At 43.9% G+C, this 15,930-nt stretch carries 10 protein-coding genes; 5 read left to right on the top strand and 5 right to left on the bottom strand.

The window, feature by feature from the left end:
• Together AC1DUD_RS27005 and AC1DUD_RS27000 are read left to right on the top strand one after the other, a co-directional pair.
• Nucleotides 1–702: a LytR/AlgR family response regulator transcription factor gene (locus tag AC1DUD_RS27005; RefSeq protein ID WP_477380323.1), complete on the top strand. Its 702-nt coding sequence runs from the start codon at nt 1–3 to the stop codon at nt 700–702.
• Nucleotides 703–911: 209 nt separating this feature from the next.
• Nucleotides 912–2,828 carry a gliding motility-associated C-terminal domain-containing protein gene (locus AC1DUD_RS27000; protein ID WP_477380321.1) on the top strand — a complete coding sequence of 639 codons (1,917 nt, stop codon included), beginning with the start codon at nt 912–914 and terminating at the stop codon, nt 2,826–2,828.
• Between the two features lie 73 nt (nt 2,829–2,901).
• On the opposite strand, the gene AC1DUD_RS26995 is transcribed toward AC1DUD_RS27000, so the two are convergent.
• Both AC1DUD_RS26995 and AC1DUD_RS26990 read right to left on the bottom strand, forming a co-directional pair.
• The gene (locus tag AC1DUD_RS26995; protein WP_477380318.1) at nt 2,902–4,512 is read right to left on the bottom strand and encodes an FAD-dependent oxidoreductase; all 1,611 of its coding nucleotides are present in this window, start codon (nt 4,510–4,512) and stop codon (nt 2,902–2,904) included.
• Nucleotides 4,509–5,225 (bottom strand): SAM-dependent methyltransferase, encoded by a 717-nt coding sequence (locus tag AC1DUD_RS26990; RefSeq protein ID WP_477380316.1) that lies wholly within the window; start codon nt 5,223–5,225, stop codon nt 4,509–4,511. Before AC1DUD_RS26990 ends, AC1DUD_RS26995 begins: the two co-directional genes overlap by 4 nt.
• Before the next feature lie 54 nt (nt 5,226–5,279).
• On the opposite strand from AC1DUD_RS26990, the gene AC1DUD_RS26985 reads away from it, so the two are divergent.
• From AC1DUD_RS26985 to prfA, 3 genes are all read left to right on the top strand, one after another.
• On the top strand, nt 5,280–5,996 hold the full coding sequence (locus tag AC1DUD_RS26985; protein ID WP_477380314.1) for a hypothetical protein: 717 nt from the start codon (nt 5,280–5,282) through the stop codon (nt 5,994–5,996).
• 277 nt (nt 5,997–6,273) lie between these two features.
• Nucleotides 6,274–8,217 (top strand): hypothetical protein, encoded by a 1,944-nt coding sequence (locus AC1DUD_RS26980; protein ID WP_477380312.1) that lies wholly within the window; start codon nt 6,274–6,276, stop codon nt 8,215–8,217.
• Nucleotides 8,218–8,615: 398 nt separating this feature from the next.
• Nucleotides 8,616–9,689 carry a peptide chain release factor 1 gene (gene prfA, locus AC1DUD_RS26975; RefSeq protein ID WP_477380310.1) on the top strand — a complete coding sequence of 358 codons (1,074 nt, stop codon included), beginning with the start codon at nt 8,616–8,618 and terminating at the stop codon, nt 9,687–9,689.
• Between the two features lie 338 nt (nt 9,690–10,027).
• On the opposite strand, the gene AC1DUD_RS26970 is transcribed toward prfA, so the two are convergent.
• From AC1DUD_RS26970 to AC1DUD_RS26960, 3 genes are all read right to left on the bottom strand, one after another.
• On the bottom strand, nt 10,028–12,301 hold the full coding sequence (locus AC1DUD_RS26970; RefSeq protein ID WP_477380308.1) for a Tex family protein: 2,274 nt from the start codon (nt 12,299–12,301) through the stop codon (nt 10,028–10,030).
• 232 nt (nt 12,302–12,533) lie between these two features.
• On the bottom strand, nt 12,534–13,457 hold the full coding sequence (locus AC1DUD_RS26965) for an NAD(P)-dependent oxidoreductase (RefSeq protein ID WP_477380306.1): 924 nt from the start codon (nt 13,455–13,457) through the stop codon (nt 12,534–12,536).
• A 275-nt stretch (nt 13,458–13,732) separates the two neighbouring features.
• A complete protein-coding gene (locus tag AC1DUD_RS26960; RefSeq protein ID WP_477380304.1) occupies nt 13,733–15,877 on the bottom strand; it encodes a carboxy terminal-processing peptidase in 2,145 nt (714 codons plus the stop codon).
• Nucleotides 15,878–15,930 lie beyond the last annotated feature (53 nt).

Raw genomic sequence — 15,930 nt, 5'->3', positions numbered from 1 at the left:
ATGGTGCTCAAATGTATAGCCATTGATGACGAACCGCTTGCCTTAAGGCTGATAAGTGACTATGTATCACGCTTTCCGGCGCTTCAAATGGTTAATACTTTTGAAGATGCCATATCCGGCGCCGAGTTTTTAAAGAATACCCCGATAGATCTGCTTTTTATTGATATCAACATGCCCGATATTACGGGGATAGATCTTGTACGCTCCCTTCAGGTGAAACCCATAGTGATATTCACAACCGCCTATAAAAACTTTGCATTTGAGGGTTTTGAATTGGAAGCGCTTGATTATATTTTAAAACCGATAGATATTAATCGCTTTACCAAAGCTGTTGAAAAAGCCGTTGATTACTACAAATACAAAAACAAGCCCGCTGCCGAAGAGACTGAAGAAAGCCTATATGTATATTCCGAATACCGCATGGTTAAAATAGACCTGAATACTATCGAGTACATTGAAAGCATGGAGGATTATATCAAGATCCATATCACCAATGATAAAACCATCCTTACACTGATGCCGATGAAAAAAGTATTGGAAAAACTGCCTCCAACTAAGTTTCAGCGTATCCACCGCAGCTATATTATACCTGTTAACAAGATCCGGTCTATCCAGAACCGTAAGGTGCAGCTTACTGAAGTAGAGTTGCCGGTAAGTGAAACCTATAACAATTTTGCACGCAACTGGTCTAAACAGAAGTAGCGTTAATTTCTCCAAATTACATTCACCTATACAAAACTCCTATTCATCGATACATTATTGATGAAAACTACCCGCGCCCGCATATTTACGGCATAAACCAATTATAACCCCATAAACGGTTTATATAATACCCCTTTTCATAATAGTTGCGATAGTAGCGTCTGTATGTTAATAGTTACATACAGGCGCTTTTTTAAAACAGTATTCCGTTGGAAGCAAAAAAGTTACTCCCCTTAATCAGCTTTTTTCTTATTTTATTAGCTCGCAAAGCAAATGCGCAAAGCCTCGGCGACCCCGTAGTGAGTATCACCTTTGGTTCAGGGACTTCAACCCATTCGGGTGCCTTGCCTGCCGATTCTGGTTCAACGAGCTATACCTATAGCAGTAATGATTTTCCGGGCGATGGTTCATACACTATTGAAAATACTACTGCGGGTGCCGGCGATGTATGGTGGTCGGCTACAGACCATACGGGCAACACCGGCGGGTATATGATGGTGGTAAATGCCAGCGTGTCCAAAACCGATTATTTTTATAAACGCACCATTACCGGTTTATGCTCCAATACTACTTACCAGTTTTCGGCCTGGGTAGTAAATTTGCTGAGAAGCAATGACATCAGCCCGCCAAATATCACCTTCGCTATCGAAAAAACCGACGGAACAACTATTCAAAGTTTTACTAGCGGTACCATTGCCCGTACCAGCAGTAATTATCAGTGGATACAGAAGTCGTTTAATTTTACACTGCCGGCAGGTGTTGGCGATGTAGTTATCAAAATGATCAATAACAGCGCCGGCGGGGCTCCCGCAAACGACCTTGCCATTGATGATATCGTTTTCCGGCCTTACGGGCCGGTGATTGCGGCAAGCTTCAGCAGTTCAAGTTCAACTATCACGGCATCGGCTTGTTCGGATATTCCGCAAACCTATACGCTCAGCACTACTATCCCCAGCGGATATACCGTTTTATGGCAGTACAAAAATGGGAACGGCGCCTGGACAGATTTGACCGGGGCAAACAGCACCAGTTCAAGTTACCAGATCACATCGCCAACGGTAGCTGGTACTTACTATTATCGCGCAGTAACTGCCCAGGCTGGTAATATCAATTCGGCGCTTTGCCGGTCGGCATCCAATGTGCTTACACTTACGGTTGGCGCGCCGCCTTCATCAACAGCAACGGCTAATACACCGGTTTGCGCGGGGACAACATTATCGTTAAGTGCATCAACCGGGGTGAGCTATCAATGGACGGGGCCAAATGGGTTTATATCAGCAATTCAAAGCCCAACCATCAGCAATGTAACCGCGGCCGCGGCCGGTATTTATTCTGTTACGGTTAAATCATCGTCAGGATGCGAGGTAGTAGTACCAGTGACTGTTGTGGTGAATGCACAGCCTGTTGCAGCAGTTGATGCTGTTGAGCCAATATGTGAGGGAAGTTCGATTACCTTAAATGCCAGGGGAGGTTCAACGTATTCATGGTCGCCAACTACAGGCCTTTCAGATGCTAACATTGCCAATCCTGTCGCCAGCCCTACAGATACCACATTGTATACAGTAACAGTAAGCAATGGCACCTGTACATCAACAGCTACGGTACAGGTTAATGTACTTAAAAAGCCCGTAGCCAACGCTGGGCCCGACAGGTACATTACCCAGGGACAAACAACCACCCTTAATGGCAGCACCCAAGGAACCAATGTAAGCTATTACTGGACACCGACCGATAACCTGAGCAGCAGTCTTGAACTTAAGCCCACGGCTTCGCCAATGGAAGATATCACCTATACCCTGCATGCAGTATCAAATTCAGGCTGCGGCGATGAAGCTACCGACCAGGTATTTGTGCGCGTTTATAAAAAAGTGGTGATCCCCAATACCTTTACACCTAATGGGGATGGGGTTAATGATACCTGGGCCATTGAGGCACTTGATACCTACCCAACCTCAACTACACAAGTATTTAACCGCTACGGCGAGCTGGTGTTTAAAAGCACCGGCTACCCCAAAGCCTGGGACGGCAGATACAGCGGACAGGACATCCCATCGGGAACATACTATTATGTAATAGATTTAAAAAATGGGAATGTAATTAGCGGCTGGGTGATGGTGGTTAGGTAGGTCGATGGACAATGGTCGATAGTCCATGGCAATCCATGCTTAATTGCAAATTAAGGGAGCTTAAATCTATGGACTATGGACCATCGACTATGGACTTCAGCCCCACCACATTCAACAAATAATTATCCATCATATCAATATCCACCACATCATTTAAAAAGCCGATGTGCATATCCGGGCGGATTATAAGTGCTTTCTTTTGATTTTCCTTGATGGCGAAAGCATCAAAGATATGTTGGTTTTTTGCTGATGGGGGCAGGTAAAAAAAGTTGAGGCTGGCTCCGTAGTTTTGGGTGATCCATTTGGCTACGGTAAACAGGTCGAGCTCTTTGAGTTTGCCTAAACAGATGAGGGTGAAACCCGGCTTACTGCACCATTCATGCAGGTCGGTTTCCAGCTGCCTTTTTTCGTCGAACACTTTGAGGTACGGCAGCCTGTCGCCTGCTTTGATCTGGCTGGCGTGGCTTAAGTTAAGGTTTATTGTGCTGTGCCGATAGCCTATGCCGGTTTGAGATACCCGTTTAAAAAAGGCTTCACGCAGATTGGGCTTACTCCATACCCATTTTAAAACAACGGGCAGCAAATATTTCTTCAATAAATTAATGAACCAGTTGCGCGACAGGATCATTTTAAAAATGCGGTCGGTGGTGTTGAGGAGGTCTTTGGCTACAGGCATCCTTTCCTGTGCGTAGCTATCTAAAACCGATACTTTAAGCTGATCGTTAACCACGCCTGCTATTTTCCAGGCCAGGTTATAGGCATCCTGTAAACCGGTGTTCATGCCCTGCCCGCCAACCGGCGAATGGATATGCGCGGCATCGCCAATTAAAAAGCAACGCTGCTCCCTGAATTTATCGGCCATACGGTGGTGCAGGCGATAGGTGGTGAACCAATTGGTATGTTCAACAATGATCTGTTGTTTGGTAACATCCCGCAAGTGAGGTAATACTTCTTCAATTTGAAGTTCGTCTTTTTTATCAAACTCATTGGGCAGGTTCCCTACTACACGATAACTTCGTTCATCGGGCATGGGGAAAAAGCCTGCGAAACCTTTTTTTGAAAGGAACAGGTTAACCTTATCGCCAAAATCAGCTTCTATTTTTATATCGGCCAAATAAAACTGGTGCTGGTAGGTATCGCCATTAAATGGGATGTTCAACTGCTTCCTCACCGTGCTATGTGCACCATCGGCCGCGACAAGCCAATCACAAGTTATGGTTTGTTTGTCCTCGCCGCTTTGCAGTTGCAGGCTTGCTTTATTAGTGTCCTGGCTTAGTGACAGCAGCGAAGTATTCCAGTATACCGGGCAGCAGTTGAGGGTAATGAAATCCAGCAAAAGCCGCTCGTTTTTGCTTTGCGGATACATTTGGATAAAAGGAAAGGCCGTTTGTGTTTCGCCAACATTAGCAAGCGAAAGACCGGCAACTTCTTCGCCCTCCTGGTTAAACTGTACGCCGCCGCCCCGTTTACCGTCACTGAGCACCTTATCAATAACGCCCATCTGCCGGTAAATCTCCATAGACCGCGACTGAACAGCAAGCGCCTTTGAGTGCGAGGTTGGGCCCTGTTTGCTATCGATAATTACCGGCTGCACACCATAGCGTAAAAGCTGGGCGGCCATCATCAAACCTGATGGCCCGGCACCTACTATTACTACCTGGGTATGCTGCTGGCTTATGGTCATTTATTGCTGTGATAAAGTAAAAAGATGGTTGGACGTTTATGTAATTCCGGAACTTTCTTTTGCCAATCGGCAATGGTTTTAGTTTGTACAAATTCGGTAGCGGCGGTAAGGTCGCAGGCTATGCAGAGCTTGGTTTTGGGATTGCCGGTTTTCAATATCTCCTCCAGCATAGGGTTATTACGGAAAGGGGTTTCAATAAACATTTGCGTTTGATCAAGCTTTATGGCCGTATTTTCCAGCTCTTTAATCTTTTTAGCACGAAGTAGTTTATCAATAGGCAGGTAGCCATGAAAAGCAAAGCTTTGGCCGCTAAATCCAGAAGCCATCAACGCCAGCAAAATAGAACTTGGGCCAACTAAAGGCACAACTTTAATACCCATGCGGTGGGCCTTATCCACAATTTCGGCACCGGGATCGGCTACACCGGGACAGCCGGCTTCGCTCATCAGTCCAACATCATTACCTGCCTGCAGGCCTTTAAAAAATTCGGCATTCCCCGTTTCACGGTTATGTTTACCATAGTCGTGGATCACAAGCTCACTTTGCGGAGTTTTTAGTCCTGCCTCTTTTAAAAAGCGGCGTGCGGTTTTTTCATTTTCCACGATGTATTCTTTGATACTGTTTATGGTATCAACAAGGTAGGGCGTAAATGATTTTGCGGCCGCGTCATCGGCCAGTGGTACGGGAATTAAATATAGGGTTCCATAGGGCATATTGCAAAGTTGGTGTTTTTTGTTTAATTTAAGCTATCAAAAGGAGGCGGAAAAATGAGACAATTAGGCGCAAACTGGTTTATTGAAGGTCATATTGACTTTGAATACAAAAAATATATCCTGTTAAGCTACCTCCAGGAAATTAACAGCCACTTTGATAACAGCCGGTTATACCCAAACCTGGCCGACCTGATATTTCACTATAATAACCTCATCGATTTTAAAAAGAACAAATCGCTGTTGCAGCAGGCCTTTCCGCAGCGCTTAACCCAGGCTGATATTGATGCGGTAAAACTCACCTATCAAAAGATCATTATGGATGATCAAAGCATGCAGGAGATAGAACACATTATTACTTATGCCCTCGGCAAAATGGACCCGGCTATAAAAACCGGCAGGGATATTTACGATTTTGTAGAAAGCCACGTAAATATTGACCCGGTAGGCATCATCCCCCTCATGCCTTATCATGGCTACTTTTCGTTACATAACGGTAAGGAAAGTACCAACCGGATCTATGAGTACCAGATCACCATTTTTGAAGGGAAGAATGATAAATACCGCGGTATTAATATAGCTTTTGTTGACACCTACGAGCAAAGCATCGTCAACACACCCGAAAGTATTAAACTGAACCTCATTAACCGGAATAAATTTATGCCCAACCCGGCTGTTTACTATGTACACAGCGATATTACTTTCCCGCTTGAACAAACGCTGCTGCCGGTGGCTAAAAGGAGTTTGGTGAAGTATATTTCGAACGCGGCGTAAAAACGAGCAACAACCAATAGCTTTACGCCCTTAGGCTCGTTGTGATTCATGGACTTAACAAAAAAGTTTTACGACAGATTTGATAATAAACATTTATATTCGTTACCGGATAAACCTAAAGTAGAAAGGCAATAAGGAGTAAAAGAATACCTTATGCCTTCTTTTTTTTCAAAGCAAAATAACTGTAAAACTGACATTAACTACCTGTGCGATACAATACATGCGCAAAACCTAAAATAATACTGAAATTTTACGATGCCCCCAATTTGTAACCTATATGAGAAAACTTTTAATTGTACTTTTTTTGTTAAATGGCATTGTTGCCTGCGCTCAAATTAAGTCTCCGGGCATTTTGCTAAATATCAAGAATGCTAATACCAAAACCACTAAGGACTTTTCCGTTTTAAGTGTGCTGGATAGTAACAATCCGGTTGAACTTACTTTTCAAACCCATACCTGTGTGGGTGTAAGCCGGGAAAATGATAAATGGTACGTTCTTCCTTTAAATGATGCTTCTGGTAAAATTAGCGCGAATACAAATTTGTGGGTCCTGCCTCAGGATGCGCTTTCAAAAGATAATGCGTATCTGATCAAATTATCAGGAAGCGACTCCGTTACGGTTATTACAGAAAATGATAGATTAAAAGTAAGTGTATATTCTAAAAAATTTGAGTTGCATACTGCCGAGGCCCGCCCGCATAGTGATTGTTTTAACAACCGCTATGCGCTCAACATACAAGGTGGCGATGCTTTTGCGAACACTTTAGCAGGTTTTTACTGGGGAACGATGTTACAATCGGTAATAGAAAAAACTAAAGCAAAAAACTATCCCTACGCAAGCGGATACGTCATCAGCACTTTAAACCCAAAAGCTTATGCCGGGTCCTATCCCGATGTTGATCATGAATTTCAAATAAAGGGACGGCTTGCTTTTGCATCCGACCTTGATATTGATGTTGTGAAACGGATGATGGAGCTACAGTTTAAATTAATGCAGGATGATCCTGAAGGGCTCTTCCGGGATCCTTGTTCCGTTCAGCCCAGCGGCGAACGCGAATACCACATTCGCAGGAACAGCCAAAACAATAAGGTAAATGCCAACATGTTTTTGTTAACTGGTAATATGGAAATTCAGGAAGAAGCTTTTCATTATTTTGAAGCTACCAAGGATTCTGTCTGGCTCAATAAGAACATCGAAAATCTTGAAAAGGCTGCCGCACTTACCATTGCAAACACTGATCAGTACGGCCGTGTGTGGTCAGACGTATATTATGAAGACCAGGTAATGAAAGATGGCCGGGAAACCATGTCGGGCGCGTTGGCTGCCTATACTTTTAAGTTGTTGGCACAGATGGAAGGGATTTTGAACCGGGGGGATAAGTCTGATTACTACGCCGGAATTTCAAAAAAAATAGCCGCGCAGTTGGTTCAGCCATTACCACAGGGTTTTTGGGATGCAAAGGAACAACGGTTTGTTGATTGGGTAGATAGGAGCGGGGTAAAACACAATCATATCCATTTGCTGGCAAACATATTGCCTGTGATATTTGGATATACAACCGACGCACAAACCAAAGCAGTAGCAAAACTGGTTAATTCAAATCTGGCCGAGTTTCAAAGGTTTCCAAGTTTCATATCGGCAGATGTAGCGGCTTATGACAAAAACGAAATTGGCGATGGCGGCCCTTATGATCTTTGTGCTGCCGGGCGTTACTGGTGGTGGGATGCTTCATATTGGAAATGGCTCAATAATAATGATATGCTTTATAATCAGCTTAAAACGGTAGCTGCCGAGGCCGTTAAAGATTCTTATTATATGGGCGAACGATATGACATGAACCATGTGTACTATGTTGATAATAAGGACTGGCATGGCGCCGATATGTATTATGAATACCCTTGCGTTTACACATCGGTGCTTATAGATAATTATTTAGGCCTCCAACATACTTTAAATGCCGACTTAAGTATTAAACCTAAAGTTAATGGCTACGGAACTATTGAATTTACAAACCCGTTATACAATATACGCTATACAATTACCGCAAAGGGCTTCAAATTAAAGAACTTATCAAATAAACCAAGGCATTTTGCTGTTGATTTATCATCTGTATTTAAAGAAAAGCAATTTAAGCTTGTTACCAAGACAAAAAAAGAGTTTATAGGTTCAAATACTGTAATTACATTATCAGGAAATGAGGAAGCGAATTGGATTAAATGATTGATGAAATCATCTCCTCACGAGCTTTTGTAAAGAGCCCATAGGTATCCTCAGCGAAAGATTTTCGCTAAACCGGTTAACAGTAATACTTAATCCGCCCCACTGCTTAAGGATAGCACTAAATAAGCAGCCAGTTTATTAATGATCTTTAGCAGTTATATCACGAGATTAATTAGTTTGATTGTTTTATATATCATCGGCGGGCATCAATGTTTGATGATTGTAATAAACTGATTAGAGCATAGGTTAGTAACTATATGATTCAGCTTTCTTACAGAAAAAATGCGTACTTTTGTGCACTTTTTGCAGCAAGCCTGTAAACCGCCCCGAAACGTTAAATCTTTCATAAGCCGGTTCAATATCAAAACAGTTTTTAGCTGCACCATTATTTATAGTATATGTTAGATAAATTAGAGCTGATATACGAGCGCTGGAAAAACGTTGAAGGTGAATTGAGCAATCCTGAAGTGATGCAGGATATGAAGCGTTTTGCCCAGTTGAATAAAGAATATAAAGATCTTGCCAAAATTGTTGATGAGTATCACATCTACAGCAATATCATGAGCAATATCGATACCAATAAAGAGATCCTGGCTACCGAAAAAGACGAAGAGTTTCGTGATATGGCCAAAATGGAGCTTGACGAATTACTTGCTCAACAGGAAGTAAAGGAAGAAGAAATTCGCCTGATGCTGATCCCTAAAGATCCCGAGGATTCTAAAAACGCCATTGTGGAAATCCGTGGCGGTACAGGTGGTGATGAAGCTGCTCTTTTTGCCGGCGACCTTTACCGCATGTATATGCGTTACTGCGAAAAACGCGGCTGGCGTACCGAGTTGGTTGACTATACCGAAGGTACCAGCGGCGGCTATAAAGAGATTGTATTTAACGTAAACGCCGAAGACGCTTACGGAACCCTTAAATATGAATCGGGCGTGCACCGAGTACAACGTGTACCAGATACCGAAACACAGGGCCGGGTGCATACATCAGCAGCTTCTGTAGTAGTATTGCCCGAGGTTGATGAGTTTGATATTGACCTGCAGGTGAGTGATATCCGTAAGGATTTGTTCTGTGCTTCAGGGCCGGGTGGTCAGTCGGTAAATACTACCTATTCTGCCGTAAGGTTAACCCACCTTCCTACAGGCATCGTAGCACAGTGCCAGGATCAAAAATCGCAATTAAAAAACTACGATAAAGCTTTACAGGTATTACGTTCGAGGGTGTATGAAATGGAGCTGCAAAAGCATCTTGCCGAAACATCCAAAAAACGTAAAACCATGGTATCAACCGGCGATAGGTCGGCCAAGGTACGTACCTATAACTATCCGCAAGGACGTTTAACCGAGCACCGTATTGGTTTGACTATTTACAACCTGCCAGGCGTACTTAACGGTGATCTGCAGGAGATCCTTGAATCACTTCAGTTTGCCGAGAATGCAGAGAAGTTGAAAGAGGGTACAGTTGCGTAAGTATTATTTAGACGATATAAATAAAAATCCCCAGCCTGATGGTTGGGGATTTTTTGTTTTATAAGGAAACGGTTAAGAGAAAATTACGTTGAAGGAAAGGCCTGTCACCCTGAGCCTGTCGAAGGGTCGTGCGCAGAGACCCTACCCACTATGCTTCGACAGGCTCAGCATGACACCCATTGGTAGCTTGCGGTTCTGCTCCGTAACACATTCAAAACGATTGTCATTCTGAGCGATAGCGAAGAATCTTCTTCGATAACCAGAGCGGCTATACAAGCGTCTCTGTATAGTTTGGGATTGCTTCCTGCCTCGCAATGACGCTTTTTAAATCATAGGATTTATAACTTAAACTTCCCCTTCAATGCAGCCAGTTTCAAAGCCATATCGGTTTCGGGCTCTTTTTCAACCCTTTTATTAAAGTTTGGCTTGTTGTTACTGCCTTGTGGACGGCGGTCGTCATTACGGCGTTGGTTTGGTTCGCTTTTGTCGTTCTCCTTCATAGATAGGGCAATCCGCTTGCGGTTCACGTCAACCTCGGTAACGGTTACCTCAACCTTTTGATGTACTTTCAAGACTTCGTTAGGATCTTTAATGTAACGGTTGGTGATCTGGCTCAGGTGAACAAGGCCATCCTGGTGAACGCCGATATCAACAAAAGCACCAAATGCAGTAATGTTGGTAACGATACCCGGAAGCTTCATTCCTACCTTAAGATCGCCGATGGCATTAACACCTTCAGTAAAGCTAAATGCTTCAAACTGTTCACGGGGGTCGCGGCCCGGTTTGGCAAGCTCGGCCATGATGTCGTTCAGGGTTGGCAAACCAACTGTTTCGGATGTATATTTTTGCAGTGGGATGCTTTTGCGCAGGGTGGCGTCACCCATCAAATCTTTTACTGTACATTTTAAATCCTTAGCCATTTGCTCCAGCAAACCATAACGCTCAGGGTGAACGGCACTGGTATCAAGCGGATTCTCGGCGTTGTGAATGCGGAGGAAACCTGCCGCCTGCTCAAATGCCTTATCTCCTAAACGCGGAACTTTCTTCAACTGCTCGCGGCGTTTAAAGGCGCCGTTTTGATTACGGTATTCTACAATGTTTTGTGCCAGTTGCGGTCCAAGGCCGGATACATAAGCCAGGATCTGTTTTGAGGCTGTGTTAAGCTCAACGCCTACCGCGTTCACTGCGCTGATCACAGTGTCATCTAAGGACGTCTGAAGCTTGTTTTGATCAACGTCATGCTGATACTGACCCACACCAATTGATTTTGGATCGATCTTTACCAGTTCGGCCAATGGGTCCATCAAACGGCGACCGATAGACACGGCCCCCCTTACGGTGACGTCATAGTCAGGAAACTCTTCTCTTGCCACTTCAGATGCCGAATAGATAGAGGCACCGCTTTCGTTAACCATCACGATAGTTACACCCGGCAAATTCAAGTTTCGCACAAAAACTTCTGTTTCGCGACCGGCCGTACCGTTACCTATGGCAATAGCTTCAATACTATATTTCTGGAACAGGTGCTGTACCGTTTTCTCGGCTTCACGTGCCTGCCCTGCACCGGTGTGCGGGTAAATGGCAGTATTTTCGAGCAGTTTGCCCTGTTCATCCAAACAAACCAGTTTACAGCCTGTACGGAAGCCCGGGTCAAGCGCCATAACCCGTTTTTGACCAAGCGGGGCGCTCAGTAAAAGCTGGCGGGCATTCTCAGCAAATACCCGGATCGCTTCTTCGTCGGCTTTCTTTTTGGTAAGCAGGCGTACCTCTGTTTCCATTGAAGGTTTCAGCAGGCGTTTGTAACCGTCAGTTATGGCTAAGCGAACTTGTCCCGAAGCCTGGTTATTGCCTTTGATAACAGAGGCTTCCAGTACATGTAGCGCATCATCTTCTTCTGGTTTCAGGTCGAGCCACAGGATCTCTTCCTTTTCACCGCGGCGCATTGCTAATACACGATGTGACGGGGCCGATTTAACGGGCTCTGTCCACTCAAAGTAGTCTTTATATTTAATCCCAGCTTCTTCTTTGCCTTCTACTACTCTTGAAGCAAAGGTGCCTTTCTCCACAAAAAGCTCACGGATCTTAGTACGTACCTCGGCATTTTCTGCGACGGTTTCGGCGATGATATCCCTGGCACCGGCTAATGCCTCTTCAACACTGGCAACACCTTTTTCATCGCTGAGATATTCGGCAGCAATCAGTTCCGGGTCGATGTTTTTTTGTTCCAATAAAACATCGGCCAATGGCTGTAGCCCTTTTTCGCGGGCCGCGGTAGCGCGGGTTTTGCGTTTTGGACGATAAGGAAGGTAGATATCCTCTAAAGCAACCATCGTCTCAGCCTCGTTAACCTGCTTTTCAAGCTCGGGCGTCAATTTGCCTAAATCGGTAAGCGACTTTAGTATAGCCTCGCGGCGTTTATCCAACTCACGTAATTGCTGTACACGGTCGCGAATATTGGCAACCTGTACCTCATCCAAACTGCCGGTAAGCTCTTTACGGTAACGGGAAATGAACGGAACAGTAGCTCCTTCATCAAGCAGGGCAACAGTGGCGGTTACCTGTTTTTCGGCAACGGCAAGCTCTGCTGCTATTATTTTATAATGAATACTCATAATCAAAATTCGGACTGCGAAGTTGGGGGAATAGGCTTACAATTCAAAAAAAGATTGTTAACAATGGGTTGAAAGTTTTTTTGTCTGAATCAGAATTTTTGTCTGAACTCGAATTTTTTGAATTAAAGAATTGGCAGAATGCTTTGTAATTCGATAAATTCTTAAAATTCGTTTAATTCGAATTCAGAAGACTCCTGCATTCTGCAAATTCCAAAATTCGGTAAATTCTGATTCAGACATTCACCAGCTTCTCAGCCATTACCTCGCTGATCTTCCTATATGAATCAAATGTCCAGCCGGCAACGTGAGGGCTTAACAATACCCTTCCGCTTTGCCTTAACTCTTCAAACCACGGCTGTTCGGCAAGGGCAGGGAATTTTTCAACTTCAAGCACATCTAAGCCTGCGCCTAAAATTTTACCTTCACGGATAGCGTTAAGTACAGCGCTTACTTTAGCGGTTTTACCACGAGAGGTATTCAGGAAAAATATCGGCTTTTTAAAATGGAACAGGTATTCGTCATCTACCAATTCGTTGGTTTCGGTCGTTAATGGAATATGCAGGCTCAGCACATCGCTGTGCTTTACAATTTCTTCCATACTTACCTCGCGGGCATATTTATCGCTGAAACCGGTTTTATATTTATCGTAAGCAATAACATTTACCTGGAAACCCGAAAGTTTACGGGCAAAGCTGCTGCCCATATGGCCATAGCCTATAATACCAACTGTTTTGCCTTTAAGCTCATAGCCCCGGTTAGCCTCGCGCTGCCATTTGCCATCACGGATTTCGGCATCGCCGCGGTTTAGGTTATTCATCAATGATAGTAGCAAGCCCATGGCGTGCTCACCTACAGCATCAGAATTACCTTCAGGAGCATTGATAAGGGTTACACCCTTTTGAGCAGCATAATCTTCATCAATGTTATCCATACCGGCACCAGCACGGGCTATGAACTGCAGATTGGTGGCGGCATCAAGCACAGCTTTATCAACCCTGAATTTTGAACGGATCACCAAACCGGCATAGTTGCCTATGATCTGCATGGCTTCGTCAAGCTTAATCAGCGGACGGTAATCGCAGGTGTAACCTTTAGCTTCGGCCTGTTCCATAAATATGGCATGCACATCATCAACAATAAGAATATTATTTTTCAACGTTGTATCAATTATTTATAAGAGGCCAAATTTACAAAATGCAAGGGTATTCGCCGACAGGGTTTTATAATGATAGGTGATTTTTACGTTGAGGACATAAACTGAATATAAAAGAGCGTCATTGCGAGACACGAAGCAATTCCCTATGAGCCGAGCCACCCTGTACAGTCCGCGATTGCTTCGTACCTCGCAATGACGAGTTGGAGAGTAATCAGGTAAAACAAAAGCGCCCGGCATCGAAAGATGCCAGGCGCTTAATATTATCTAAAATTAGCTTAGTTAGCCGGTTGCGAACCAACGCTGGTAAACTTATTATCAAGGCTGATGTAATCAGTCATGATCTGGCCGGCTTCGCGTTTTACAAAGTCAAGATCTTCGTTTTTAGGCTTGGTTTGGCCTTTTTTAAGTGCTGGTAAACCTAAAGCTACCCGGCGTAAATTGTTACGATCAAATGCTTTTGCTTCATCATCATCACGCTGTTTCTTCAAGTCCGACTCCTTTAACGATATGCTGTCATCAGCATCATGCTTTTTGAAATCGGCAATATCTTCAAGCAAATACTTGTAGCTATCGCTGCTGGTCATACGCTGATCATGCAGTTTTTTAAGTTGCGGTAGCACGCCGGTAAAATCGCCGGTTTTGGTAAAATCTGTTTTGGCAATGATGTCAAAAGGCATTGCCGATGGCTCAGTATCTTCACCATATTTATCCAACGGAATAACCGATGGGAAAGAGATATCAGGTGTTACACCTTTATGCTGGGTTGAGTTACCGCTAATGCGATAGAATTTGGCTATCGTAAGGTTAAGCTGGCCGTAAGTGCTTTGGCTACCTGTAGTAGTTGTTTTTTTACCGCCGCCAACTACGCCTGCAATTTTATCGCGAAGCGAAGAGCCGATCACCCGGTCAAGGTCAATAGCACTTTGTACAGAGCCTTTACCATAGGTTTGGGTACCCAAAATCAACCCGCGACCATAGTCCTGGATAGCACCCGAGAAGATTTCAGAGGCCGAAGCACTGAAACGGTCAACCAGCACTGCCATAGGACCGCTGTAGGTAATATCCGGATCTTCGTCCTTATCAATTTCAACCTGGTCTTTGGTGTCACGTACCTGTACTACCGGACCTGTTTTAATGAAGAGACCGGTAAGCTCGATAGCTTCCATCAATGAACCACCGCCGTTTTCACGCAGGTCGATCACCAGGCCGTCTACATTTTCTTTCTTTAACGAGTCAAGGATCGCCTTAACATCATGCGTGGTGCTTTTGTAGTTAGGGTTACCTGCTTTGTAATCGTTAAAATCAATATAGAATGCAGGGATAGATATTACACCTATCTTGACTGTTTTACCATTGCTGTTGTAAGTACGGATCTCTTTCTTGGCCGATTGGTCTTTCAGGATGATCTTTTCGCGTACCATTTCAACCACTTTGGGTTTTGCAGATGCGTTTACACCGGCAGGTAATACTTCAAGCCTTACTGTAGTGCCTTTAGTACCGCGGATGATAGCGATGGCATTATCCACACGCCAGCCTACCACGTTCTGAAACTCGCCTGTTTTGCCCTGTGCTACAGCAACAATGCGGTCATCAACACTTATCTGGTGGCTTTTATCTGCAGGGCCGCCCGCAACAATGGTTTTAATAGTTACATACTCGTTTTCTACCTGTAATGAGGCACCGATACCTTCAACCTGGCGCGACATTTCGATATTGAAATTAGCTGCGTTTGATGGGTTAAAGTAGTTAGTGTGCGGATCGATAGCCTCTGTAAAGGCATCCATAAAATATTGGAAAACATCCTGGTTTGATAGCTTGTTGCTTTGAGTTAACAGGTTTTCGTAACGTTTTTTAAGTGTCTCCTTGTTTTTAGCCATGTCTGCATTGGCCAATTTCAGGTTCAATAAATCGTATTTAACACGTTTGGTCCACATGGCATCCATCTCACTCTGCGAGGCGATCCATGGCAGTTTATCACGATCATAAACAAAGGTTTCGGTTTTGTTAAAATCGAAGTTTTTGCTGATCTGCTCAATTGAATATTTTACATGTTCGATATACCTTTTTTGAAAAACGTTGAAGATATAAAAAGCATCAGCCAGGTTACCCGCTTTAATATCATCATCGAGCACAGTTTTATATTTTTCAAAATCCTTGATATCTGATGCTAAAAAATAGCTGTGATTTTCATCAAGCGATTTGATGTAGCGGTCATAAATTATAGCGGATACTGAATCGTTCAGCGGAACTTTTTTATAGTTGTAGTTAGAAATCAATGATGCTACCTGCTTGCAAACAACGCTTTGCTGTTCATCGGGCTGTAAATCATTTGAACCTGTTACTTTGATTGGTTTGGATGGAGATGCTTTACAGGCGAGGGCTGCGCCCAGCACCAATAACAAATATACTTTCTTAAACATATCTTTTACTGTAGTTAAATCGGGGTTGGTGTAAAACATCAATACTTGTGCCT

Source organism: Mucilaginibacter sp. P4_A11, from assembly GCF_056402535.1.
The sequence above is the reverse complement of the archived record's forward strand: the minus strand, read 5'-3'. Positions and strand labels throughout refer to the sequence as shown.

What these genes read in the sequence shown, in the direction of transcription:
- AC1DUD_RS26995 (WP_477380318.1), bottom strand. Translation starts at nt 4,512, where the DNA reads ATGACCATAAGCCAGCAGCATACCCAGGTAGTAATAGTAGGTGCCGGG.
- AC1DUD_RS26985 (WP_477380314.1), top strand. Translation starts at nt 5,280, where the DNA reads ATGAGACAATTAGGCGCAAACTGGTTTATTGAAGGTCATATTGACTTT.
- prfA (WP_477380310.1), top strand. Translation starts at nt 8,616, where the DNA reads ATGTTAGATAAATTAGAGCTGATATACGAGCGCTGGAAAAACGTTGAA.
- AC1DUD_RS27005 (WP_477380323.1), top strand. Translation starts at nt 1, where the DNA reads ATGGTGCTCAAATGTATAGCCATTGATGACGAACCGCTTGCCTTAAGG.
- AC1DUD_RS26980 (WP_477380312.1), top strand. Translation starts at nt 6,274, where the DNA reads ATGAGAAAACTTTTAATTGTACTTTTTTTGTTAAATGGCATTGTTGCC.
- AC1DUD_RS26960 (WP_477380304.1), bottom strand. Translation starts at nt 15,877, where the DNA reads ATGTTTAAGAAAGTATATTTGTTATTGGTGCTGGGCGCAGCCCTCGCC.
- AC1DUD_RS26990 (WP_477380316.1), bottom strand. Translation starts at nt 5,225, where the DNA reads ATGCCCTATGGAACCCTATATTTAATTCCCGTACCACTGGCCGATGAC.
- AC1DUD_RS26970 (WP_477380308.1), bottom strand. Translation starts at nt 12,301, where the DNA reads ATGAGTATTCATTATAAAATAATAGCAGCAGAGCTTGCCGTTGCCGAA.